The sequence below is a fragment of the Microvirga splendida genome (assembly GCF_016427565.1).
Taxonomy (GTDB): Bacteria; Pseudomonadota; Alphaproteobacteria; order Rhizobiales; family Beijerinckiaceae; genus Microvirga; species Microvirga splendida.
The window spans coordinates 18,344-40,213 of sequence record NZ_JAELXT010000028.1; the positions used below are offsets into that span (position 1 = coordinate 18,344).

Annotated in this window: 20 protein-coding genes; 9 read left to right on the top strand and 11 right to left on the bottom strand. The window is 66.8% G+C overall.

The window, feature by feature from the left end; all coding sequences use genetic code 11:
- Nucleotides 1-15: 15 nt before the first annotated feature.
- Nucleotides 16-876 (top strand): dienelactone hydrolase family protein, encoded by an 861-nt coding sequence (locus tag JAO75_RS19610; RefSeq protein WP_199050835.1) that lies wholly within the window; start codon nucleotides 16-18, stop codon nucleotides 874-876.
- Between the two features lie 64 nt (nucleotides 877-940).
- On the opposite strand, the gene JAO75_RS19615 is transcribed toward JAO75_RS19610, so the two are convergent.
- The 5 genes from JAO75_RS19615 to efp form a co-directional block, all read right to left on the bottom strand.
- Entirely contained in the window at nucleotides 941-1,876 is a 936-nt protein-coding gene (locus tag JAO75_RS19615) for a Gfo/Idh/MocA family protein (RefSeq protein WP_199050836.1), read from the bottom strand.
- 47 nt (nucleotides 1,877-1,923) lie between these two features.
- Complete coding sequence (locus JAO75_RS19620) at nucleotides 1,924-2,628, bottom strand: SAM-dependent methyltransferase (RefSeq protein WP_199050837.1); 705 nt, start codon at nucleotides 2,626-2,628, stop codon at nucleotides 1,924-1,926.
- Nucleotides 2,625-3,734 carry a Ppx/GppA phosphatase family protein gene (locus JAO75_RS19625; RefSeq protein WP_199050838.1) on the bottom strand — a complete coding sequence of 370 codons (1,110 nt, stop codon included), beginning with the start codon at nucleotides 3,732-3,734 and terminating at the stop codon, nucleotides 2,625-2,627. Before JAO75_RS19625 ends, JAO75_RS19620 begins: the two co-directional genes overlap by 4 nt.
- Before the next feature lie 116 nt (nucleotides 3,735-3,850).
- A complete protein-coding gene (locus JAO75_RS19630; RefSeq protein ID WP_199050839.1) occupies nucleotides 3,851-5,035 on the bottom strand; it encodes an aminotransferase in 1,185 nt (394 codons plus the stop codon).
- A 191-nt stretch (nucleotides 5,036-5,226) separates the two neighbouring features.
- Entirely contained in the window at nucleotides 5,227-5,748 is a 522-nt protein-coding gene (gene efp, locus JAO75_RS19635) for an elongation factor P (protein WP_246742615.1), read from the bottom strand.
- Nucleotides 5,749-5,948: 200 nt separating this feature from the next.
- Between efp and epmA the strand changes: the two genes are divergently transcribed.
- Both epmA and JAO75_RS19645 read left to right on the top strand, forming a co-directional pair.
- On the top strand, nucleotides 5,949-7,001 hold the full coding sequence (gene epmA, locus JAO75_RS19640; RefSeq protein ID WP_199050841.1) for an EF-P lysine aminoacylase EpmA: 1,053 nt from the start codon (nucleotides 5,949-5,951) through the stop codon (nucleotides 6,999-7,001).
- A complete protein-coding gene (locus JAO75_RS19645) occupies nucleotides 6,998-8,053 on the top strand; it encodes a lysine-2,3-aminomutase-like protein (RefSeq protein ID WP_199050842.1) in 1,056 nt (351 codons plus the stop codon). The genes epmA and JAO75_RS19645 overlap by 4 nt, the downstream gene beginning before the upstream one ends.
- Here JAO75_RS19645 and arfB read toward each other — a convergent pair.
- Complete coding sequence (arfB, locus tag JAO75_RS19650; protein ID WP_199050843.1) at nucleotides 8,050-8,472, bottom strand: alternative ribosome rescue aminoacyl-tRNA hydrolase ArfB; 423 nt, start codon at nucleotides 8,470-8,472, stop codon at nucleotides 8,050-8,052. The genes JAO75_RS19645 and arfB overlap by 4 nt on opposite strands.
- A 156-nt stretch (nucleotides 8,473-8,628) precedes the next feature.
- On the opposite strand from arfB, the gene JAO75_RS19655 reads away from it, so the two are divergent.
- On the top strand, nucleotides 8,629-9,555 hold the full coding sequence (locus tag JAO75_RS19655; protein WP_199050844.1) for an AEC family transporter: 927 nt from the start codon (nucleotides 8,629-8,631) through the stop codon (nucleotides 9,553-9,555).
- A 106-nt stretch (nucleotides 9,556-9,661) separates the two neighbouring features.
- On the top strand, nucleotides 9,662-9,904 hold the full coding sequence (locus JAO75_RS19660; protein WP_199050875.1) for a hypothetical protein: 243 nt from the start codon (nucleotides 9,662-9,664) through the stop codon (nucleotides 9,902-9,904).
- Between the two features lie 96 nt (nucleotides 9,905-10,000).
- Here the strand turns inward: JAO75_RS19660 and dprA are convergent, their stop codons facing one another.
- The 4 genes from dprA to JAO75_RS19680 are packed head-to-tail and all read right to left on the bottom strand — an operon-like array spanning nucleotide 10,001 to nucleotide 14,051.
- Nucleotides 10,001-11,185, bottom strand: a complete 1,185-nt coding sequence (dprA, locus tag JAO75_RS19665; protein WP_199050845.1) for a DNA-processing protein DprA — start codon at nucleotides 11,183-11,185, stop codon at nucleotides 10,001-10,003.
- 4 nt (nucleotides 11,186-11,189) lie between these two features.
- A complete protein-coding gene (gene plsY, locus JAO75_RS19670; protein ID WP_199050846.1) occupies nucleotides 11,190-11,792 on the bottom strand; it encodes a glycerol-3-phosphate 1-O-acyltransferase PlsY in 603 nt (200 codons plus the stop codon).
- 10 nt (nucleotides 11,793-11,802) lie between these two features.
- A complete protein-coding gene (locus JAO75_RS19675) occupies nucleotides 11,803-13,095 on the bottom strand; it encodes a dihydroorotase (RefSeq protein ID WP_199050847.1) in 1,293 nt (430 codons plus the stop codon).
- A gap of 8 nt (nucleotides 13,096-13,103) precedes the next feature.
- Nucleotides 13,104-14,051 carry an aspartate carbamoyltransferase catalytic subunit gene (locus JAO75_RS19680; RefSeq protein ID WP_199050848.1) on the bottom strand — a complete coding sequence of 316 codons (948 nt, stop codon included), beginning with the start codon at nucleotides 14,049-14,051 and terminating at the stop codon, nucleotides 13,104-13,106.
- A gap of 111 nt (nucleotides 14,052-14,162) precedes the next feature.
- Here JAO75_RS19680 and JAO75_RS19685 point away from each other — a divergent pair, with 111 nt between their 5' ends.
- From JAO75_RS19685 to JAO75_RS19695, 3 genes are all read left to right on the top strand, one after another.
- Nucleotides 14,163-15,797: an isovaleryl-CoA dehydrogenase gene (locus JAO75_RS19685; protein WP_199050849.1), complete on the top strand. Its 1,635-nt coding sequence runs from the start codon at nucleotides 14,163-14,165 to the stop codon at nucleotides 15,795-15,797.
- Nucleotides 15,798-15,936: 139 nt separating this feature from the next.
- Nucleotides 15,937-18,648, top strand: a complete 2,712-nt coding sequence (gene topA, locus JAO75_RS19690) for a type I DNA topoisomerase (protein WP_199050850.1) — start codon at nucleotides 15,937-15,939, stop codon at nucleotides 18,646-18,648.
- A 5-nt stretch (nucleotides 18,649-18,653) separates the two neighbouring features.
- Nucleotides 18,654-19,157, top strand: a complete 504-nt coding sequence (locus JAO75_RS19695) for an MgtC/SapB family protein (RefSeq protein ID WP_199050851.1) — start codon at nucleotides 18,654-18,656, stop codon at nucleotides 19,155-19,157.
- Here the strand turns inward: JAO75_RS19695 and JAO75_RS19700 are convergent.
- A complete protein-coding gene (locus JAO75_RS19700; protein WP_199050852.1) occupies nucleotides 19,146-19,334 on the bottom strand; it encodes a hypothetical protein in 189 nt (62 codons plus the stop codon). The two genes, JAO75_RS19695 and JAO75_RS19700, sit on opposite strands and share 12 nt — an antisense overlap.
- 245 nt (nucleotides 19,335-19,579) lie before the next feature.
- Between JAO75_RS19700 and parE the strand changes: the two genes are divergently transcribed.
- On the top strand, nucleotides 19,580-21,640 hold the full coding sequence (gene parE, locus JAO75_RS19705) for a DNA topoisomerase IV subunit B (RefSeq protein ID WP_199050853.1): 2,061 nt from the start codon (nucleotides 19,580-19,582) through the stop codon (nucleotides 21,638-21,640).
- The last annotated feature ends 230 nt before the right edge of the window (nucleotides 21,641-21,870 follow it).

A 21,870-nucleotide genomic window follows, 5' to 3' on the forward strand; every position in this document is an offset into this window, starting at 1 on the left:
CTTGAGGAGGCCAACATGGATCAGCGCATCATCGACCTCTACGACGACTTCACCCATGGCGGCATGAGCCGCCGCTCCTTCCTCGACAAGCTCGCGGCGCTCGCCGGCAGCGCGGCCGGCGCGGCGGCCATCCTGCCAATCCTGCAGAACAACTACGCCCACGCTCAGACCGTGCCGGAAACCGATCCGCGGATCACGACGGAGATTGTGGACATTCCCGGCGGGCAGCCCGGCCTCAAGGGTTATCTGGCGAAGCCGAAGGATGCTTCGGCCAAGCTCCCGACCGTGATCGTCATTCACGAGAACCGGGGCCTCAACCCGCACATCAAGGACGTGACCCGCCGCATGGCCACGGAAGGCTTCATTGCGCTCGGCGTCGACTACCTCTCGCCCATGGGCGGCACGCCCGCCGACGAGGACAAGGGCCGCGAGATGATCGGCCAGTTGAAGCAGCCCGACGTGATCGCCAACGGCAAGGCGGCCCTGGCCTATCTGGAGGGCCTGCCGGACAGCAACGGCAATGTCGGGGCCATCGGCTTCTGCTGGGGCGGCGGCGCGGTCAACAATCTCGCGGTCAACGAACCGAAGCTCGATGCCGGCGTGGCCTATTACGGCGGCCAGCCTAGACCTGAGGACGTGCCGAAGATCGAAGCAGCCATGATGATGCATTACGGCGGGCTCGACGAGCGCATCAATGCGGGCATCCCGGCCTACGAGGCGGCCCTGAAGCAGGCGGGCAAGACCTACGAGATCCACATGTACGAAGGCGCCAACCACGCCTTCAACAACGACACCAACGCAGCCCGTTACGACAAGGACGCGGCGGACCTCGCGTGGCAGCGCACGGTGGCGTTCTTGAAGAAGAATTTGACTTAAACCGGTGAAACACTGTCGTTCCGGGCTCCGCTGCGCGGCCCCGGAACGACAGTGGAGGCGTCTATCAATCCTCGAACGCGTCCACCTGCACGCGCTTGCCGATCATGAACGCATCGGCCACGAGGCGGAACGGGGCGTCGTCGACCTCGGAATGGCCGATGGTCAAGAGCGCGTCGAAGCGGCGGTAGATGCCCTGATATTCCGCCGGCTCCTCCTGCACCATCAGCCGCCCGTTGAGCTCAAGGCAGCTGCCGCCATGGGTGAGCTTCAGGGTCAGGCCGGCCTCGGTCTCGACCTCGATGTCCCAGGTCTGCGGGCCGGTCTGGCGCCAGTCGAACACGGCCTGGAGGTCGCCCTGCCCGTGGCTCATGGAGAAGGTGAGGTTCGCGGCGATCGGCGCATCCCGGTTGGCCGGGAATTCCAGGCTCGACGACCTGATGAAGACCGGCTCCGGCATGATGCGGGTCACGATGGAGAGCGCGTTGATGCCGGGATCGAACACCCCGAAGCCGCCCGCCTCCCAGATCCATTGCTGGCCCGGATGCCAGTGCCGCACATCCTCCTTCCAGGTCACCTGAAGGCGCTTGATCGACCAGCCGGCGAGCGCCTTCTTGGCCTCCTCGACGGCCTTGTTGTACTGGGCGTGCCAGGTGGTGAAGACCACCTTGCCGATCTTTGCCGCAAGCGCCCGAAGATCCTCAAGCTCGCTCAAGGTCGCGGCCGGGGGCTTTTCCAGCAGCACGCTCTTGCCGGCGAGCAACGCCTCGCGGGCGATCTGATGCCGGACCTGCGGCGGCGTGCAGATGGAGACAGCATCCAGGTCCGGCAGCTTCAGCAGCTCGCGGTAGTCCTGGAACGTGTATTTCGCGTCCTCGTGCGAGAGCCCGCGCGTGCTCGACACGGCGAGAAGCTCGAAATCCGGGTTAGCCCTGATCACGGGCAGATGCTGATCCTGCGCGATCTTGCCCAGGCCGATGATCCCGATGCGGTGCACTGCCATGGTCGTGGCTCCCTGTTATCCGAGGCTTGAGTGGAAGCCGTGAGGCTTTAAGGCGTTTCGTCCGCCCGTCCCCGGAAACCGGTCGCCATCACATAGAGTTCCGCCGAATCGGCCCGGCTCGCCGCCGGCTTCACGTGGCGCACCACGGCGAAGTCGCGCTTGAGGTCGGCCAGAAGCTGGTTTTCCGTGCCGCCCTGGAACACCTTGGCGATGAACGCGCCGCCGGGCGCCAGGATCTCGCGGGCGAAGTAGATCGCCGCCTCCGCGAGGCCGATGATGCGCAGGTGATCGGTCTTCTTGTGGCCGGTGGTGTTGGCCGCCATGTCGGACATGACCACGTCGGCGGGGCCGCCCAGCATCTCGATCAGCCGGCCGGGAGCGCTCTCGTCCAGGAAGTCGAGCTCGATGAACTCGACGCCGGGCATGGGATCGATGGGCAGGAGGTCGATGCCCACCACCTTGCCCTTCGCCCCCACCACCTTGGCGGCGATCTGCGACCAGCCGCCCGGCGCGGCGCCGAGATCGACCACCCGCTGGCCCGGCTTCAGGATGCGGTACTTCTCGTCGATCTCAAGCAGCTTGTAGGCCGCACGCGAGCGGTAGCCCTCGCGCTTGGCACGGGCGACGTAAGGATCGTTGAGCTGGCGCTCCAGCCATTTCTGCGAAGAGAGGGACCGCTTGTTGGCGGTCTTCACGCGCTGCTTGAGATTGCGGACACCCGAACCGGACCCCGCGCTGGACTTGGCACTCACCGCGGACTGCCCCCTCGCCACACAGAATCCTCTCGCATCATGTTCATCAGAATTCCTTCGCGCAGTCCGCGATCCGCGATGCGCAGGCGCTCCGACGGGAAAGCCCGGCGGATCGCTTCCAAAATGGCGCAGCCGGCGAGAACCAAATCGGCCCGTTCCTTGCCGATGCAGGGGTTCTCGGCCCGCTGCCTGAAGTCCGAATGCAGCAGACGATCCATCACTGTCGAGATCTCGCCGTTGCGCATCCACATCCCGTCGACCCGGCGCCGGTCGTAGCGCGCGAGCCCCAGGTGAATGCCTCCGACCGTGGTGACGGTTCCCGAGGTCCCGAGCAGATGGAAGTTGTGTGCGCGTCCGGCCTGAGCCGCCACGAGGGCGAAATCCATGAGAAGCTCGGACACCTCCTCGACCATGCCCTCGAAAATCTCGGGCGTGACGTCGATGCCGCCGTGGCGCTCGGCCAGGGTCACCACGCCGACGGGCAGCGAATCCCAGGCGCGGATGCGCTTGCACGGATCGGCGAAGGCATGGGGTGCCCGACCGTCGAGCCAGGCGATCTCCGTGGAGCCGCCGCCGATGTCGAACACGATGACCGACTGCGCCTTGGGATCGACCAGGGACGCGCAGCCTGTGACGGCAAGGTAGGCCTCCGTCTTGCGGTCGACGATCTCGAGGTCGAGGTCGAGTTCATCCCGCACGCGCTCGATGAAGGCGGGGCCGTTCTCGGCGAGTCGGCACGCTTCGGTCGCTACGAGACGTGCCCGCTTCACGTCCTTCGCGGCCATCTTCTCGCGGCAGACGCGCAGGGCATCAAGGGTGCGCTCGATGGCGCCGTCGCTCAACCGGTTGCCGAGGCCGAGCCCCTCGCCCAGACGCACGATGCGCGAGAAGGCATCCACGACCCGGAAGCCGAAATGCGCAGGCTCCGCAATGAGAAGGCGGCAATTGTTCGTGCCGAGGTCGAGCGCCGCATAGCTTCTGGAGAAACGTCGCCTTTCCGTCTGCGCAGGACGCTCGACAGTCAGGGAAGCGCCGTTCGCCGACCCGTTGAGCGGGGCGGCAAGCCGGTCTCCTGCATCTGCTGTCACGTCGATCTTGACGGTCAAAACCAATTCCCCGCGGCACTCTCAACGCGTGCCTGTTTGATCAAGAGAGTAACCATCGCCCTACCGTCCTGCCAAGGGCAGGTCCCGCAGAATATGGTTTTGCCTCCAAGGAGGTACTATAAGGACAAGCCCCGGAAGCGCTCCGTGAGACCGCTCAGGACATTGGCTCCCACGTTGGCGATGGCCACCCGCAGGTGCCCTTCCTGGCCGGGGCCGAAATAGCTTCCCGGCAGGCACAGAACGCCCCTTTGCGTCGCCAGCGCTTCCGCGACCTGCTGCGCCCTGGCCCCGGCAAACGGCTGGCGGACATAGGCGAAATAGGCGCCGACCGACTCGATTGTCCACTCCGGCAGCGGCGCGAGCGCGTCCTGAAAAACCTGTGCACGCCGGTTGATTTCGGCCCGGTTGTCCTCGCGCCAGTCGCGAAGGGAATCGATGGCCCATGGAAGCGCGCCCTGAGACGTGCGCGGGGCGCAGATCTGGATGCAGTCGAGAATCTTGGCCGCCTGCTCGATGAGCCCGGCATCCGCCGTGATCGCGCCGGTGCGGTGGCCGGGGATCGCGTAGGATTTCGAGAACGAGTAGAGCTGGATCACCGTGTCGCGCCAGTTCTCATCCGTGAACAGCCCATGGGCGCGATTCATGCCGGCCGGCAGGAAATCCCGGTAAGTCTCGTCGATCACGAGATAAATGCCGCGCCGGCGGCAGAGCTGCGCGAAGCCCTCGATGACATGGGCCGGGTAGACGGCGCCTGTCGGGTTGTTGGGCGTGACCAGAACGATGGCCCTGACCTTTTCGTCGATCAGCGCCTCCGCATCCTCGATGCGCGGCACGAATCCGTTCTCCGCCCGGCACGGCAGCGGGCGCGGCTCGATGCCGAGCATATCGAGGCTCATCTGGTGATTGAAGTACCAGGGGGTGGGCAGCAGCACCGCTTCGCCCCGGTGGGCAAGCAGCATCATGGCGGCGAAGAAAGCCATGTTGCAGCCGGCCGTCACGGCCGTGTCTTCCGGCTCGATCCGGCCCTCGTAGAGGCGCGACAGCTCGGCCGCGTAGGCCTGCCTCAGGGGCGCATCGCCGTTGATCGGGCCATATTGCGAGCCCGCCGGAGAGCCCGCGATGGCAGCCATCCGCTCCAGCAACTCGGCATGAGGGGCGTTGCCCGGCACGGCCTGGGAGAGGTTGATCAGCGGCCCATGCGACCCGTCATAGCGCCCGACCCAGGCCTGCGCCTCCGGGATCGGCGGGCTGCCCACATCGGCGACCAGGGGGTTGATGGGATTTAAAAGGCCGCGGCTCATGAAACGATTCTGCTCTTGATATGGAAAAGGCAGGAAACCCGGTGAGCCTTCACCGAAAGTCCCTGCCCTTCAAGGTGCTGATAACGCCTGCCGTCATGGCCGCACTTGTTGCGGCCATCCACGTCTTAGGAACCACAGCGGATTAAAGACGTAAATACCCGGCACAAGGCCGGGCATGACGGGAGAGGATCTTAATCCTTCGCGCGCTCCACGTAGGAGCCGTCTTCCGTCATGATCACCACGCGGGTGCCGGCCTGGATGTGGGGCGGCACCAGGGTGCGCACGCCGTTGGACAGCATGGCGGGCTTGTAGGACGAGGAGGCCGTCTGGCCCTTCACAACCGGCTCGGTCTCGGTGATCTCAAGGGTCACGCGGGCGGGCAGCTCGATGGCGATGGCGATGCCGTTATGGATCGAGAGCATCACGGCCATGCCTTCCTGGAGATAGGCCTTCTGATCGCCGATGATGTCCTCCGGGACCACGACCTGATCGTAGTTCTCCGGGTTCATGAAGTGGTAGCCCTCGCCATCCTGATAGAGGAAGGTGTGCTCACGGTCCTCGACGAAGGCGCGCTCGACCTGCTCGGTGGTGCGGTAGCGCTCGGAGACCTTCACGCCGTCGGAGATGCGGCGCATGTCGAGCTGGGTGACCGGGGTGCCCTTGCCGGGGTGGATGTTCTGAGCGGTGAGGACCACATACAGCTTGCCGTCCATATCGACGACGTTGCCTTTGCGGAGCGTAGAGGCGATGACCTTCACGAGAAGCTTTCCTTGTGACAGATAAGGGCGCGTCGTGAGGGTCGGGTCGTCCAGCCCCCAGTGGCACCGAGAAACGGTTTTCCGAGCCGCAAGTAGCCTATCTTGGCGCAAATCGCCAGTCCGACCTCACCGAGCCCTTTGGAATGGATCAGCCCGTGCCCGCTCCCTCCCCCTGGTGGACGCCCCATGTCCACGCCGATCGTCGCCCCTTCCTGGTGGGCCGCAACCGGATCCAGGCGGCCCTGCGCGGCTTCTTCGCGGCCAGGGATTTCGTGGAGGTCGACACGGCCACGCTCCAGACCTCGCCGGGCAACGAGGCTCATCTCCATGCGTTCGCCACGGAGGCCATCGGCCCTGACGGCACAAGAGCGCCCCTCTACCTTCACACCTCGCCGGAATTCGCCTGCAAGAAGCTGCTGGCGGCCGGCGAGACCCGGATTGCGTGCTTCGCCCATGTCTACCGCAACCGGGAGCGCGGCCCCCTGCACCACCCGGAATTCACTATGCTCGAATGGTACCGGGCAGGCGAGAGCTATGAGACGCTGATGAAGGATTGCGGGGAGATTCTGGGACTCGCCGCCGAGACGGCCGGCACCCGCACCCTCGCCTGGCGTGGCCGCGAGACTGATCCCTTCAAGGAACCGGAGCGCCTGAGCGTAGCCGAGGCCTTCGAGCGCTTTGCCGCCATCGACCTCCTCGCCTCCATCGACCGCAGCGGCGAAACCGACCGGGAGCAGTTGGCCGCCAGCCTGAAGGCGGCGGGCCTGCGGGTGGCCGGAGACGACACCTGGGCCGATCTCTTCAGCCGGGTCATCGTGGAGCGGGTGGAGCCGAATCTCGGCCTCGGCCGCGCCACGATCCTGGACGAGTACCCGGTCGCGGAAGCGGCCCTCGCCCGCCCGACCGCCCGCGACCCGCGTGTGGCCGAACGGTTCGAGCTCTATGCCTGCGGGGTGGAACTCGCCAACGCCTTCGGCGAACTGACGGACGCGGCCGAGCAGCGCCGCCGCTTCGAAGGAGAGATGGCCGAGAAGATGCGGGTCTATGGAGAAAGCTACCCTGTGGACGAGGATTTCCTGGCGGCGCTAAGCCATATGCCCGAGGCCAGCGGCATTGCGCTGGGCTTCGACCGGCTGGTGATGCTCGCCACCGGCGCCTCCCGCATCGAACAGGTGCTCTGGGCGCCCGTGCCGGAGACCGGCCGATGAACGCAATTCGCCCCCTGCGCACCCCGGCCGAGCTGGCGGAAGCCGGTCTCGTGGCACCCGATGAACTGGCCCGGATCGAGGCGGTGGCGCAACGCTACGCCGTCGCGATCAGCCCCGCCATGGCCGCACTCATCGACCCGAACGACCCGAACGATCCCATCGCCCGCCAGTTCGTGCCCGATGCAGCCGAACTGACAACCACCCCCGAGGAGCGGGACGACCCCATCGGCGACCTGGCGCATAGCCCGGTCGAGGGCATCGTCCACCGCTATCCCGACCGGGTCCTGCTCAAGGCCGTGCATGTCTGCCCGGTCTATTGCCGCTTCTGCTTCCGCCGCGAGATGGTGGGCCCGCAGGGGCTCGGCACGCTGTCGCCCGAGGCCATGGACAAGGCCTTCGCCTATATCGCCGGTCATCCGGAGATCTGGGAAGTGATCCTCACCGGGGGCGACCCGCTGGTGCTGTCCCCGCGCCGCCTCGCCGAGATCATGCAGCGGCTCTCTGCCATCGACCATGTGAAGATCGTCCGCTTCCACACCCGCGTGCCCGTGGTGGAGCCGGAGCGGGTGGACGAGGCGCTGATCGCGGCCCTCAAATGCAGCGGCAAGACAGCCTATGTGGCGCTTCACGCCAACCACCCGCGCGAGCTGACGCCGGAGGCGCGAGCCGCCTGCGCGCGCCTTGTGGATTCAGGCATCGTGATGATCAGCCAGTCGGTGCTGCTCAAGGGCGTCAATGACGATGCCGACACGCTCGCCGCCCTCATGCGCGCCTTCGTGGAAACGCGGATCAAGCCCTATTACCTGCACCATCCCGATCTTGCGCCGGGCACGAGCCATTTCCGCCTCTCCATCGAGGAAGGCCGCGCCCTGGTGGCCTCCTTACGCGGGCGGATCTCCGGCCTGTGCCAGCCCACCTACATCCTCGACATTCCTGGCGGGCACGGGAAGGCGGTGATCGGCCCGGACGCCATCCGGGAGAACGGCGGCTGCCATACGGTGTCGGATTTCAGGGGCGGCGAGCACGTCTACCCGCCAGGGGGTGAAGGCTAGTCGAAGCCCGGCTTGCCGCTGCGCCCCTTCTTGATGTCCGACCGGCGGCCTTTCGCCTCCAGCCTGCGCTTCTTGGACGCCAGCGTCGGCCGCGTCGGCCGGCGGGGCTTGGGCCGTTCGGTGGCCTGGCGGACCAATTCCACGAGGCGCTCCACCGCATCCTCGCGGTTGCGCTCCTGCGAGCGGAAGCGCTGGGCCGTGATGATCAGCACGCCGTCATTGGTCAGGCGGCTGCCGGCGAGCCGCTCCAGCTTTTCCTTCACGTAGTCCGGCAGCGAGGGCGAGTTGCGCACGTCGAAGCGCAGCTGGACGGCCGTCTCCACCTTGTTGACGTTCTGCCCGCCAGGGCCTGAGGCGCGGATGAAGCTTTCCTGCAGTTCGCCTTCATCGAGCGCAATGGAGTTCGTGACCTGGATCATGGGGCCTCTGGCGGAACGCGAACAAAGACAAGTGGAGTATCGCGACCGAAATCCAATGCAAGCTTATCCGGCGCTTGTCGATGGCGGCGTTCCCGCTTAAGCGCTTCATGCACGCCGCTTTTGCCGGACTGTCCGCTCCTCCCGCTCCGGATTCCCATGTCCGCCGTCCTCGCCAGCCTGATCCCGACCTTCCTGATCATTGCGACCGGCTGGCTGTGCCGGGCCACGGGGTTCGTCGGCGAGCAGCAATGGGCCGGGATGGAGCGCGTCACCTATGTGATCTTCTTTCCGGCGCTGATCATCGACACCCTGTCGCGGGCCGACCTCTCCTCCGTGCCGGTCCTCGGCGTCGGGGGCGCTCTCGTGGGCGCGATCCTCGCCATGGCGGTGCTGGTGCTCGCCCTGCGCCCCCTGCTGGAGCGCCATTTCGCCATCGACGGCCCGAGCTTCACGTCGATCTTCCAGGGCGCGACGCGCTGGAACACCTTCGTGGGGCTGGCCGTCGCCGGCATCCTGTTCGGCCAGCGCGGCATCGCGCTGATCGCGGTGGCCATCGCCGCCATGGTGCCGCTGCTCAACCTGCTCGCCTTCTATGTGTTCATCCGCTTTGCCGGCCAGCCCCGGCGCAGCCCTGTCGACATCCTGCGCTCCTTCGTGACCAACCCGTTCATCTGGTCCTGCGCGGTGGGGCTTGCCCTCAATCTCCTGGCCCCGCCGCTGCCGAAGCCGATGGCGGCCTATATCGAGGTCATGGGCCGGGCGGCGCTGGCAGCCGGCCTCCTGATCGTCGGCGCGGGCCTCGATATCCGGCGCCTCGCCCGTCCCGGCCTGCCCCACGCATTGTCTGCGGGCCTCAAGCTCGTCCTCCTGCCTGTGATGGCCGGAACCCTCGCGGGGTTCATGGGCGTCACCGGCAGCGACATGACGGTGACCATCATCGCCGCCTCCGTGCCCTCCGCCAGCGCGGCCTACGTGCTGGCGCGCCAGATGGGAGGCAATGCCGGGCTCATGGCGGAGATCCTGACGCTGCAGACCCTGCTCGCCCTGCTCTCCATGCCGGTGCTCATCTCCCTCCTCGGTTGAGGCCCGGCAGCAATCCCGCAATCACAAGTATAATGCACCGGCTTGTCTTATTGGCGGTTGTGCTGCTAACTAGGACAATTGCAACAGTGAGACAGCGTCATCCCTCATGACCAAAGCCCTGCGCCCCTCCGGAGAAGCCCCGGCCGCGAAAGACGTTTCGGGCGCTGAGGACCGCCCTCGCCCCGCCAGCGGGATGAACCCGGCGGAAACGGCCCAGTACGTGGCCGAGTTCTCGGCGGAGCTGGCCTATCTCGCCCGCAAGGCCAACCTCGATCTCTTGGCCTACCTTCTCGACATGGCCCGGCTGGAAGCCATCCGGACGGTGCAGTCCGGTAGCAAGGACGACTAGCGCATCGTTCGGACCCAAAGGGCCGAACCATGCGCAGCTTTGGATTGAGCGTCGGATGGAACCCAAAAGTGCAGATCCACTTTTGGGTCCGAAGCTCTAGGGCCCGATCAACGACACCACGTTGCCGCCGTGACGCTCGAGCCGCCCGGCGATCTCGAGTTCGAGCAGCGCCGTCTGGACCGAGCGGATCGACAGGCCGGATTGCCGGACGAGATCGTCGATGGCCACCGGCGACGGGCCGAGGAACGTGATCAGGTCGGCCCGGCCCTCCTCCGCCTCGTCCTCGATCCCGGCATCGGGCATGACGGGCCGCACCGGGGCGCGGGCGATGTCGGGCAGGTCCAATTCGTCCCAGAGCTCCTCCGACCCAAGGGCGTGATGCGGCTCCTCGGCGCTCCGGTCGAGGCGCGGGCCGGAGGCGATGAGAGGCTCCAGCACGCCGGTGACATGCTCGACGCCGGCGCAGAGATTCGCCCCATCGCGGATGAGGTCGTTGGTGCCCTCGGCGCGCGGATCGAGAGGCGAGCCGGGAACGGCAAAGACCTCGCGCCCCTGCTCCAGGGCGAACCGCGCGGTGATGAGCGAGCCGGAGCGGCGCGCCGCTTCCACCACCACGACACCGTAGGACAGGCCGGAGACGATACGGTTGCGGCGCGGGAAGTCGCGCCCGCGCGGCTCCCAGCCCATGGGCATCTCGGAGATCACAGCCCCGCCCTGGTCGAGGATCGCTTGGAGCAGCGGCTCGTTCTGGGCCGGGTAGATCCGGTCGTGCCCGCCGGCGAGCACGGCCACCGTGCCGGTCGCGAGCGTCGCCTTGTGAGCCCTCGTGTCGATGCCCCGCGCCAGCCCCGATATGATGACGTAGCCCGCATCGCCCAGTTGACGGGAGAGGCGCTCGGTGAAGGTCAGGCCGGACGCAGACGCGTTGCGCGAGCCCACGATGGCGACGGAGGGCTTGGCCAGCACCGCAGCATTGCCGCGAAGCGCAATGAGCGGCGGAGCCGTGTCGATGGCCTGAAGGGTCTTGGGGTAGTCGGGCTCGCCCATGGCGATGAAGCGCACGCCGAGGCGCGCAGCCGCGGCCATCTCCTTCTCGGCCTCGGCCCGGCTGCAAACTTTAAGCAGCAGGCGCCCGCCGCGACGGGCGAGATCCGGCAGGGCGTCGAGCGCGGCCGCCGCGCCGCCATACTGGTTGATCAGGGCGCGGAAGGTGCGCGGGCCCACGTTTTCCGAGCGGATGAGGCGAAGCCAGTCGAGACGCTGCTCATCCGTCAGGATCATGGGATCATCCCTTCTGCCCGATCTTGCCCTCGGTCCCGTCGAGGAGACGGCTGATGTTCTGGCCGTGCTTCCACCACAGGAGCGCCACGAGGATCACCGCCATGCCGGCCATGCCGGGCTCGCCCAGGAGCCAGAGCACAATCGGAGTCGCGGCGCTGGCGATGAGGGCCGAGAGCGAGGAGTACTTGGACGCGAAGGCGACCCCGAGCCAGATCGCGCAGAAGATCAGCGCCGCCAGGGGCTTGAGGCCGATCAGCACGCCGATGAAGGTGGCCACGCCCTTGCCGCCCTTGAACCCGAGCCAGACCGGAAAGAGGTGCCCGAGGAAGGCGCCGAGAGCGGCCATGGTTGCGAATTGCGGCCCCCATTGCGCAGCGATCAGCACCGCCGCGGTGCCCTTCAGGGCATCGGCAACGAGCGTTGCGGCCGCAAGACCCTTGTGTCCGGTCCGCAGCACGTTGGTGGCGCCGATATTGCCGGACCCGATCTTCCGCACGTCGCCAAGGCCCGCCATGCGGGTGAAGATCAACCCGAATGGGATCGAGCCCAGGAGATAGCCGAAAAGCAGGGCTGCCAGCAGGTACAGGAGATTGGCCTCGTCAGACATTCACTTCTCGTTACATCGTTTCGCGTTGAAAAACCACCCGGCCCGCAACCATCGTGACGGTCACCTGGCCTTCGAGACGCGCTTCGTCGAAGGGCGTGTTCTTGGACAGGGACTTGAGCTGGCGCTTGTCGAGCACGTAGGGCGCGTCCGGATCAAACACGATCAGGTCGGCCGGAGCCCCGACGGCCAGCCGGCCTCCCGGCAAGCCCAAGATTTCCGCAGGCTTCGTCGACAGGGCCCGCAGAAGCTTCGGCAGGGAAATGCGGTCCGAATGGACGAGGCGCAAGGCGGCCGAAAGCAGGGTCTCGAGCCCCACGGCCCCGTCGGCAGCCTCGGCAAACGGCAGTCGCTTGGTCTCCACATCCTGTGGATTGTGGTCCGACACGATCACGTCGACGGTGCCGTCCGCCAGCGCCTCGATCATCGCCTGCCGGTCGTCCTCGTGCCGCAGCGGCGGCGAGAGCTTCAGGAAGGTGCGGTAGTCGCCGATGTCGTTCTCGTTGAGCGCCAGGTGGTTGATGGACACGCCGCAGGTGACGGGCAGCCCCCTCGCCTTGGCAGCCCGCACGATCTCGGCCGAATCGGCGCAGGAGATCATCGCCGCGTGGTATCGCCCGCCGGTGAGGCGCACGAGGCGGATGTCGCGCTCCAGCATCACGGTCTCGGCCTCGCGCGGAATGCCGGGAAGCCCCAGACGGGAGGCGAACTCGCCCTCGTTCATCACACCCTGGCCGACGAGATCGGGATCCTCCACGTGGTGGATGATGAGCGCGTCGAAGTCGCGGGCATAGGTGAGCGCCCGGCGCATCACCTGGGCGTTGGTGACCGGGCGCGCCCCGTCCGTGAACGCGATGGCGCCGGCCTCCTTCAGGCGGCCGATCTCCGCCATCTCGGCGCCCTGCAATCCCTTGGTCAGCGCCGCCGCCGGGCGGATGTTGACCATGGAGGTGTCGCGGGCGCGGCGCACGATGAAGTCGATCACCGCCGGGTCGTCGAGAACCGGGCTCGTGTCCGGCATGGACACGACGGTGGTGACGCCGCCAGCGGCAGCCGCCTCGCCGGCGCTCTTCAGGGTCTCGCGATAAGGACCGCCGGGCTCGCCGATGAAGGCGCGCATGTCGATGAGGCCGGGGGCCAGCACCTGACCGCCGCAATCGACCACCTGCGCGTCGGCGGCCTGTTTCAGCTGCGGCCCGAGATCCTGGATCACGCCGTCGCGCACCAGCACGCCGCCGCGCTCCTCGCGCCCGCTGGCGGGATCGATGAGGCGGGCGTTCTTGAAGAGGATGGGTTGGTTGCTCATGACGCCTCTCACCGGTTCGGCAGATGGCTCGCCAGAGCCTCCAGCACCGCCATGCGCACGGCGACGCCCATTTCGACCTGTTCGCGGATGAGCGACTGCGCGCCGTCCGCCACGTCGGAGGAAATCTCCACGCCCCGGTTCATGGGGCCGGGATGCATCACGAGGGCGTCGGGCTTGGCGAAGCCGAGCTTCTCCTGGTCGAGGCCGTAGAAGCGGAAATATTCTTTCACGGACGGTACGAAGGAGCCGTTCATGCGCTCGCGCTGGAGGCGCAGCATCATGACGATGTCAGCATCCTTCAGTCCCTGCTCCATGCTGGTGAAGGTCTCGAAGCCGAGCCGGGCGATGCCGGGCGGCAGCAGGGTCGTGGGCGCCACGAGCCGCACCCGGGCGCCCATGGCGGCGAGCAGGATCATGTTGGAGCGCGCCACCCGCGAATGCAGGATGTCGCCGCAGATCGCGACGGTCAGGCCTTCGATGCGGCCTTTGTTGCGGCGGATGGTGAGCGCGTCGAGGAGCGCCTGGGTCGGATGCTCGTGCGCGCCGTCGCCGGCATTCACCACCGAGCAGTCCACCTTCTGGGCCAGCAGATGCACGGCGCCCGCCGCGTGGTGGCGCACGACAATGATGTCCGGCCGCATGGCGTTGAGGGTCACGGCCGTGTCGATCAGGGTCTCGCCCTTCTTCACCGAGGACGAGGCCACGGACATGTTCATCACGTCGGCGCCGAGCCGCTTGCCGGCGATCTCGAACGACGATTGCGTGCGGGTCGAGGCCTCGAAGAAGAGGTTGATCTGGGTCCGGCCCCGGAGGGTCGACTTCCGCTTCTCGATCTGCCGGCTCACCTCGACCTGTTCGTCGGCAAGGTCCAGCAGCGCCTGAATGTCCAAGGGAGACAGCCCCTCGATGCCGAGGAGGTGCCGGTGGGGAAAAACGGATCGGGGGGCGTCTGTCATCTTAAAGCGATGGCTATAGGCGCTCCGGGAAACGGCGGCAAGCAGGCTCCCTACGCGATCGGCCGCTCCGCGCTAGTATATACAAGGGATTGTGTTGCGGGATCGCCGGCCATGCCCTCGTTCGAGACCCATGACGTTCTCAACCAGACCCCACCTTTCGGCGACGTGAACCTCGTCGCAACCAACCGGTCCTTGCTCGATGCCCTCGAGGCCTGCGGCGTCGACCCGCAGGCGGAGGGGCTGATCGCCTTCGGGACAGCCTGGGGTTCGGCGGAGCGGCTCGACATCGGACGGCTCGCCAACGAGAACCCGCCGCTTCTGCGCACCCATGATGCTCGGGGCTACCGAATCGACGTGGTCGAGTTCCACCCGGCCTACCACGTGCTCATGCGCGCCAGCATGGAGGACGGCCTCCACGCCTCGACGTGGGACGAGCCGAGTTCGGGCCACTCCCATGCGACCCGTGCCGCACAGATCTACACCGCGGCCGGCGTCGAGAGCGGACATGTCTGCCCGGTCACCATGACGCATGCGTCGGTAGCGGCGCTCGCGGCCTCGCCGAACCGGCTCGCCGAGTGGCTGCCGAAGATCCGCTCGCGGGATTACGATTCCCGCTTCATCCCGTTCTGGGAAAAGACGGCCGTGACCCTGGGCATGGGCATGACCGAGAAGCAGGGCGGTACGGATGTCCGCGCCAACACCACCCAGGCTGTGTCGAAGGCCGGAGATGAATATGTGCTCACCGGCCACAAATGGTTCCTCTCAGCCCCCATGTGCGACGCATTCCTGGTGCTGGCCCAGGCGCCGGGCGGGCTCACGTGTTTCCTAGCCCCACGCTTCCGGCCTGACGGCACCCTCAATGCCCTTCGCCTGCAGCGGCTCAAGGACAAGCTCGGCAACCGCTCGAACGCCTCGTCGGAGGTGGAATTCCACGAGGCTTTTGCCTGGAGAATCGGCGAGGAGGGCCGCGGGGTGCGCACCATCATCGAGATGGTACAGCTGACCCGCCTCGACTGCGCCGTGGCGTCCGCCGGCCTCGCGCGGATGGGTCTGACGCTTGCCATGCATCATGCCCGGCATCGCAGCGTATTCCAGAGGAAGCTGATCGACCAGCCTGCCATGCGCATGGTGCTGGCCGATCTGGCGCTGGAGACCGAAGCCATGACGGCTTTAGCCCTGCGGGCCGCCCGCAGCTTCGACCGGCAGCCGAAGGACGACCGGCAGGCGGCCTATGCCCGGCTCGTCACGCCTGCGGCCAAGTTCGGCATCTGCAAGGCGGCTCCGCGCCTGCTCTATGAGGCCATGGAGTGCCTCGGCGGCAACGGCTATGTGGAGGAGAGCGCCCTGCCCCGCCTTTACCGGGAGGCGCCGGTCAATGCGATCTGGGAGGGCTCGGGCAATGTGATCGCCCTCGACATCCTGCGCGCGGAGACCCGGGAGCCGGAGGTCGCCACCGCCGTGCTGGAGAGCCTGATGGCCGATATCCGGGATCTTCCGGGTGCCTCGGAAGCGGCACGGGATCTCGTCATGGCGCTCCACTCGCCCGACGCCGAGGCCCGAGCCCGGTTCATCGCCGAAAGGCTGTTCCTGGTCGCGGCGACAGCGGCCCTGGTCCGCTCTGCGCCGCCTGCCATAACCGAAGCCTATGCCCTCACCCGCCTCGCCAACCCGGCCCGGATGATCGGCGCCAACGACCTTGGACCAGCCGTGAATCCCTTGCTGGAGAGAGCATTCGTGGCCATATGAGGAAGGCACGGACAAGTCCGATTTGACTTGTCGGCCATCATCAACCACTTATTCCCGCCCTGCGCCGGTCAGGGGCTGACCGGTGTGTATCGCCCTGGCAGCAGGGCGTTCGCCTGCTCCCGCTTTTAGGAAGTCGTCCATGAAAGTCCTCGTCGTCGAGTCGCCTGCGAAGGCCAAGACGATCAACAAGTATCTCGGCAAGGATTACGAGGTCCTGGCCTCCTTCGGGCATATCCGCGATCTGCCCGCCAAGGACGGTTCGGTCGACCCGGATGCCGATTTCCGCATGATCTGGACGCTCGAGGACCGGGGCTCGAAGCGGGTCACCGACATCGCCAAGGCGATCAAGGGGGCCGAGAAGCTCATCCTGGCCACCGACCCGGACCGCGAGGGCGAGGCGATCTCCTGGCACGTTCTGGAGGCCCTGCGCGAAAAGAGGGTGCTGAAGGACCTGCCGGTCGAGCGCGTGACCTTCAACGCCATCACCAAGGATGCCGTCCAGGCGGCCCTGCGCCAGCCGCGCCAGATCGATCAGGCGCTGGTCGATGCGTACCTCGCCCGCCGGGCGCTGGACTATCTCGTGGGCTTCACCCTCTCGCCCGTGCTGTGGAGAAAGCTCCCCGGCGCCCGTTCGGCCGGTCGCGTGCAGTCGGTGGCGTTGCGCCTCGTCTGCGACCGGGAACTCGAGATCGAGACCTTCAAGCCCAGGGAATACTGGTCCCTGATCGCCACGCTCGCCACCAAGGACGGCGGCGTGTTCGACGCCCGCCTCGTGGGCGCCGACGGCAAGAAGATCACACGCCTCGACATCGGCAACGGCAAGGATGCGGAAGCCTTCAAGAAGGACCTGGAGCTCGCGACCTTCTCGGTGGCGAACATCGAGGCCAAGCCGGCCAAGCGCCACCCCTACCCGCCCTTCACCACCTCGACCCTGCAGCAGGAGGCCTCGCGCAAGCTGGGGCTGGCTCCCGCCCAGACCATGCGCATCGCGCAGCGCCTTTACGAGGGCGTGGACATCGGCGGCGAGACGGTGGGCATCATCACCTATATGCGAACCGACGGCGTCGACATGGCGCCGGAGGCCGTGCAGGACGCCCGCAGGGTGATCGGCAAGGAATACGGCGACCGCTACGTGCCGGGCGCGCCGCGCAAGTATACGACCAAGGCCAAGAACGCCCAGGAGGCCCACGAGGCGGTGCGCCCGACGGACATGAGCCGCCTGCCGAAATATGTGGCCAAGTACCTGGAGCCCGAGCAGGCCCGCCTCTACGACCTGATCTGGACCCGCACCATCGCGAGCCAGATGGAATCAGCCGAGCTGGAGCGCACCACAGCCGACATCACGGCCCAGGTGGGTCCGCGCAAGCTCGACATGCGCGCCACCGGCCAGGTGATCAAGTTCGACGGCTTCCTCACGCTCTACAACGAGAGCAAGGACGACGAGGCGGACGAGGACGAGGGCCGCCTGCCCCCGATGAAGACGGGCGATTCCCTGGAGCGCCGCCGCATCGCCGCGAGCCAGCACTTCACCGAGCCGCCGCCGCGCTATTCGGAAGCCTCGCTGGTCAAGCGCATGGAAGAGCTCGGCATCGGCCGGCCCTCCACTTATGCCGCCGTGCTCCAGACCCTGCGCGACCGCGAATACGTCAAGATCGAGAAGAAGCGGCTCGTCCCCGAGGACAAGGGCCGCATCGTCACCGCCTTCCTGGAGAGCTTCTTCCGCCGCTACGTGGAATACGATTTCACCGCGGACCTGGAGGAGCAGCTCGACCGGGTCTCGAACAACGAGATCGACTGGAAGCAGGTGATGCGCGAGTTCTGGCAACACTTCTCGGCCGCCATCGGCGAGACCAAGGAGCTGCGCACCACGGAGGTGCTCGACGCGCTCAACGAACTGCTGGGCCCGCACATCTTCCCGGACAGGGGCGACGGCTCCAACCCGCGCACCTGCCCGACCTGCGGCACCGGCCAGCTCTCGCTCAAGCTCGGCAAGTTCGGCTCCTTCATCGGCTGCTCGAACTACCCCGAGTGCAAGTTTACCCGCCAGCTTGCGGCCACCGGCATCGACGGCGATGGCGACGGCTCGTCCGAGAACGGCGGCCAGCCCGGCGTGAAGGTGCTGGGGGAGGACCCGGAGACCGGGCTCCAGGTGACCCTGCGCGACGGCCGTTTCGGCCCCTTCGTGCAGCTCGGCGAGGGCGAGAAGCCCAAGCGGTCGTCCCTGCCCAAGGGCCTGTCCCCGGCCCAGGTCGATCTGGAGAAGGCCCTCAAGCTGCTGGCGCTGCCGCGCCAGGTGGCGGTCCACCCGGAATCGGGTGAGCCGATCCTGGCGAGCATCGGCCGCTACGGGCCTTACGTGCAGCACGGCAAGACCTATGCCAATCTGGGCGCGGGCGACGACGTGCTGGAGATCGGCGCGAACCGGGCCATCGACCTGATCGTCACCAAGGAAAGCGGCGGAGGCGGCGCCCGCCGCGGCGCAGCTGATCCGGGCCGCCCTCTGGGCGAGGATCCGGAATCGGGCATGTCCATCGTGGTGAAGGCCGGCCGCTTCGGCCCCTACGTGACGGACGGCGAGACCAACGCCACTCTGCCCCGGGCCATGGCGGCTGAGGCCGTCACGCTGGACGACGCGGTCGAGCTTCTGAAGGCGCGCCGGGCTGCCGGCCCGTCGAAGAAGCCTGCCCGCGGCCGCAAGGCTCCGGCCAAGAAAGCCCCTGCCAAGAAAGCCCCTGCCAAGAAGGCTGCCGCCAAGGCGCCTGCGGCGAAGAAAGCGGCAGCGAAGAAGAGCACCGCCAAGAAGCCGGCTGCGAAGAAGGCTGCCGCCAAGAAAACCGCCAAGGCAGGCTGACCGCCATGGAGCAGTGGGCGTTCTGGCTCTGGGAGGAGTACAGCGACCAGATCGAGATCTCGCTGCGGCTCCTGGGAGCGGCCCTTGCCGGCATGGCGGTGGGGATCAACCGGGACATCCACAACAAGCCGATCGGGATGCGGACCCTGGCCCTCGTGTCCCTCGGCTCGGCCATCGTGATCCTGTCCGGCTCGATCTATGAGGGTCTGCATTTCGGGCAGGATGCGGTCAGCCGCGTCGTGCAGGGCATCCTGACGGGCCTAGGGTTCCTCGGGGCCGGCGTGATCCTGCGGGATCGCAACCATATGCAGGTCCACGGCCTGACGACGGCCGCCACCGTCTGGATCGCCGCCAGTCTCGGTGTGACGGCGGGGCTGGGTGCCTGGTTCATTACCGTGGCGGGCACGCTGGCTACGCTGTTCCTGCTGACCTACGGCAAGAGCCTCGAGGATCGGCTTGTCCGCTTCTTCGGAGGGAATCCGGAGGCTGAGGATAAGTTAGAAGAGTAGGCTGAGCCCCAGCACGGCGACGGCGGCCATGCCGAGCCAGATCAGGCTCGATCCGTAAGAGCGCGGCGCAACCGGGGTCGTATCGGGCTCGTCGAACGCGAAGGCCTCGCCCGCATTGCGCGCGGCGCGGTCGAGGTGAAGCTTCTTTGCCGGTGCCAAAGTCGTCCGCGTCGCCACGTCCATATCTCCCGTTAAGCTCATGCTTAACCATTCAACGTGAATAGAATTTAAACAGTTCCGGGTGACAGGCGTAAGACAGTCTTTAGGGGGAGTTCGTTGGTAACCTTTACAGGGTAACGTGCCGCACACTTTTACCGTCCGTCACTGAAAATCATCTTCACGTTTCCGTTTTGTTCTCGTATAAAAACGGGATGAGAAATAGTGTAAAGAAGCGCGAATCATCATCCCGGACCAAGGTCCCAATGACAGACAACGACGATCTCTTCGGGGGCGCTGCGGCCAAGCGCGCCGCGCCTGCCACGGCCCGAAACGCGGCCGTCAAGGTCTCCCGCCAGGCGCCTGCCCAGGGCACGCCAGGCGAGGACGGCTATGACGCGTCGGCCATCGAGGTGCTGGAGGGGCTGGAGCCCGTCCGCCGCCGGCCGGGCATGTATATCGGCGGCACGGACGAGAAGGCCCTGCACCACCTCTTCGCCGAGGTGATCGACAACTCCATGGACGAGGCGGTCGCGGGCCACGCGACCTTCATCGAGGTGGAGCTGGAGGAAGGCGGCTGGCTCTCCGTGACCGACAACGGGCGCGGCATCCCGGTCGATCCGCACCCCAAGTTCCCGAAGAAGTCGGCGCTCGAGGTCATCATGACCACCCTGCACGCGGGCGGCAAGTTCGACTCCAAAGTCTACGAGACCTCAGGCGGCCTGCACGGCGTCGGCGTCTCGGTGGTGAATGCCCTGTCCGAGATCCTCGAGGTCGAGGTCGCCCGCGGCCAGACCCTCTACCGGCAGGTCTTCTCCCGCGGCATCCCGCAGGGCAAGATCGAGACCGTGGGCCGCGTGCTCAACCGGCGCGGCACCAGGGTGCGCTTCAAGCCCGACTGGCAGATCTTCGGCAAGGAGGCCCATTTCCAGCCCCGCCGCCTGTTCAAGATGGCCCGCTCCAAGGCCTACCTGTTCGGCGGCGTCGAGATCCGCTGGAAATGCGCGCCGTCGCTGGTCGAGGGCGTCACCAACGTTCCGGCAGAGGCGACCTTCAAGTTCCCGAACGGGCTGAAGGACTACCTGCTCCACGACATCGAGGGCAAGGAGCTGGTCACGGACCAGATCTTCTCCGGCAAGATCACCAAGCCCGGCAGCCACGGCTCGCTGGAATGGGCGGTCGCCTGGATGACGAACGAGGACGGGTTCTCGACCTCGTACTGCAACACGGTGCCCACACCTGAAGGCGGCACCCACGAGAACGGCCTGCGCATCGCCCTGCTCCGCGGCCTGCGCGAGCACGCCGAGCGCGTGAACCAGTCGAAGCGGATGGCGGCGGTGACCACCGACGACGTGATGGCCACCTGCGCGTCCATGCTGTCGGTGTTCATCCGCGAGCCGGAATTCCAGGGCCAGACCAAGGACAAGCTCGCCACCGTCGAGGCCGGCCGCATTGTCGAGAACTCGATCCGCGACACCTTCGACCACTGGCTCGCCGCCTCGCCGCAGCAGGCCAACAAGCTGCTCGACTGGGTGATCGACCGGGCCGAGGAGCGCCTGCGCCGCCGCCAGGAGAAGGAGGTCGCCCGCAAGACCGCAACCCGCAAGCTGCGCCTGCCCGGCAAGCTGGCGGACTGCTCCAATGCCGGCGCCAAGGGCTCCGAGCTCTTCCTGGTCGAGGGCGACTCGGCCGGCGGCTCCGCCAAGCAGGCCCGCGACCGCGCCTCTCAGGCCGTGCTGCCCCTGCGCGGAAAAATCCTGAACGTGGCCTCGGCCGGAAAGGACAAGCTGCACCAGAACCAGCAGATCTCCGATCTCGTCCAGGCGCTCGGCTGCGGCCAGGGCTCCCAGTTCCGCGAGGCGGACCTCCGCTACGAAAAGGTCGTCATCATGACCGACGCGGACGTGGACGGCGCCCACATCGCCACCCTGCTGATCACGTTCTTCTACCGGCAGATGCCGAAGCTCATCGACAACGGGCACCTGTATCTCGCCGTCCCGCCGCTCTACCGGCTGACGCAAGGGGCGAAATCGGCCTATGCCCGCGACGAGGCCGACCGCGAGCGCCTCATGAAGACCGTGTTCAAGGGCAGCGGCAAGGTCGAGATCAGCCGCTTCAAGGGCCTCGGCGAAATGCTGCCGGGCCAGCTCAAGGAGACCACCATGGACCCGAAGAAGCGCCTGCTTCTGAAGGTGGTGGTGGCCGACGAGGAGCGGCCCGAGGCCAGCGACGTGGTGGAGCGCCTGATGGGCAACAAGCCCGAAGCCCGCTTCGCCTTCATCCAGGAACGCGCCGCCTTCGCCGACGAGGCGGACCTGGATATCTAGTCGGAGGGCACGCGACCTGTCCCTACTCTGCCTCGTGTCGGTGATGCCGCTTCGGCAAAGCGCGTGGCTTTCCTGGTCGGGATGGCCGGGACAAGCCCGGCCGTGACAGCGGGTTCGGCGACTCCAAAAACTTTTTCAAAAAATCTTCGCACCAGCTGGAACCATCCCGCCTCAGGCACGTTGAACAAGCTCACCGGCTCATTCTGCCCCCACGGGCCGGTCCCTCAAAG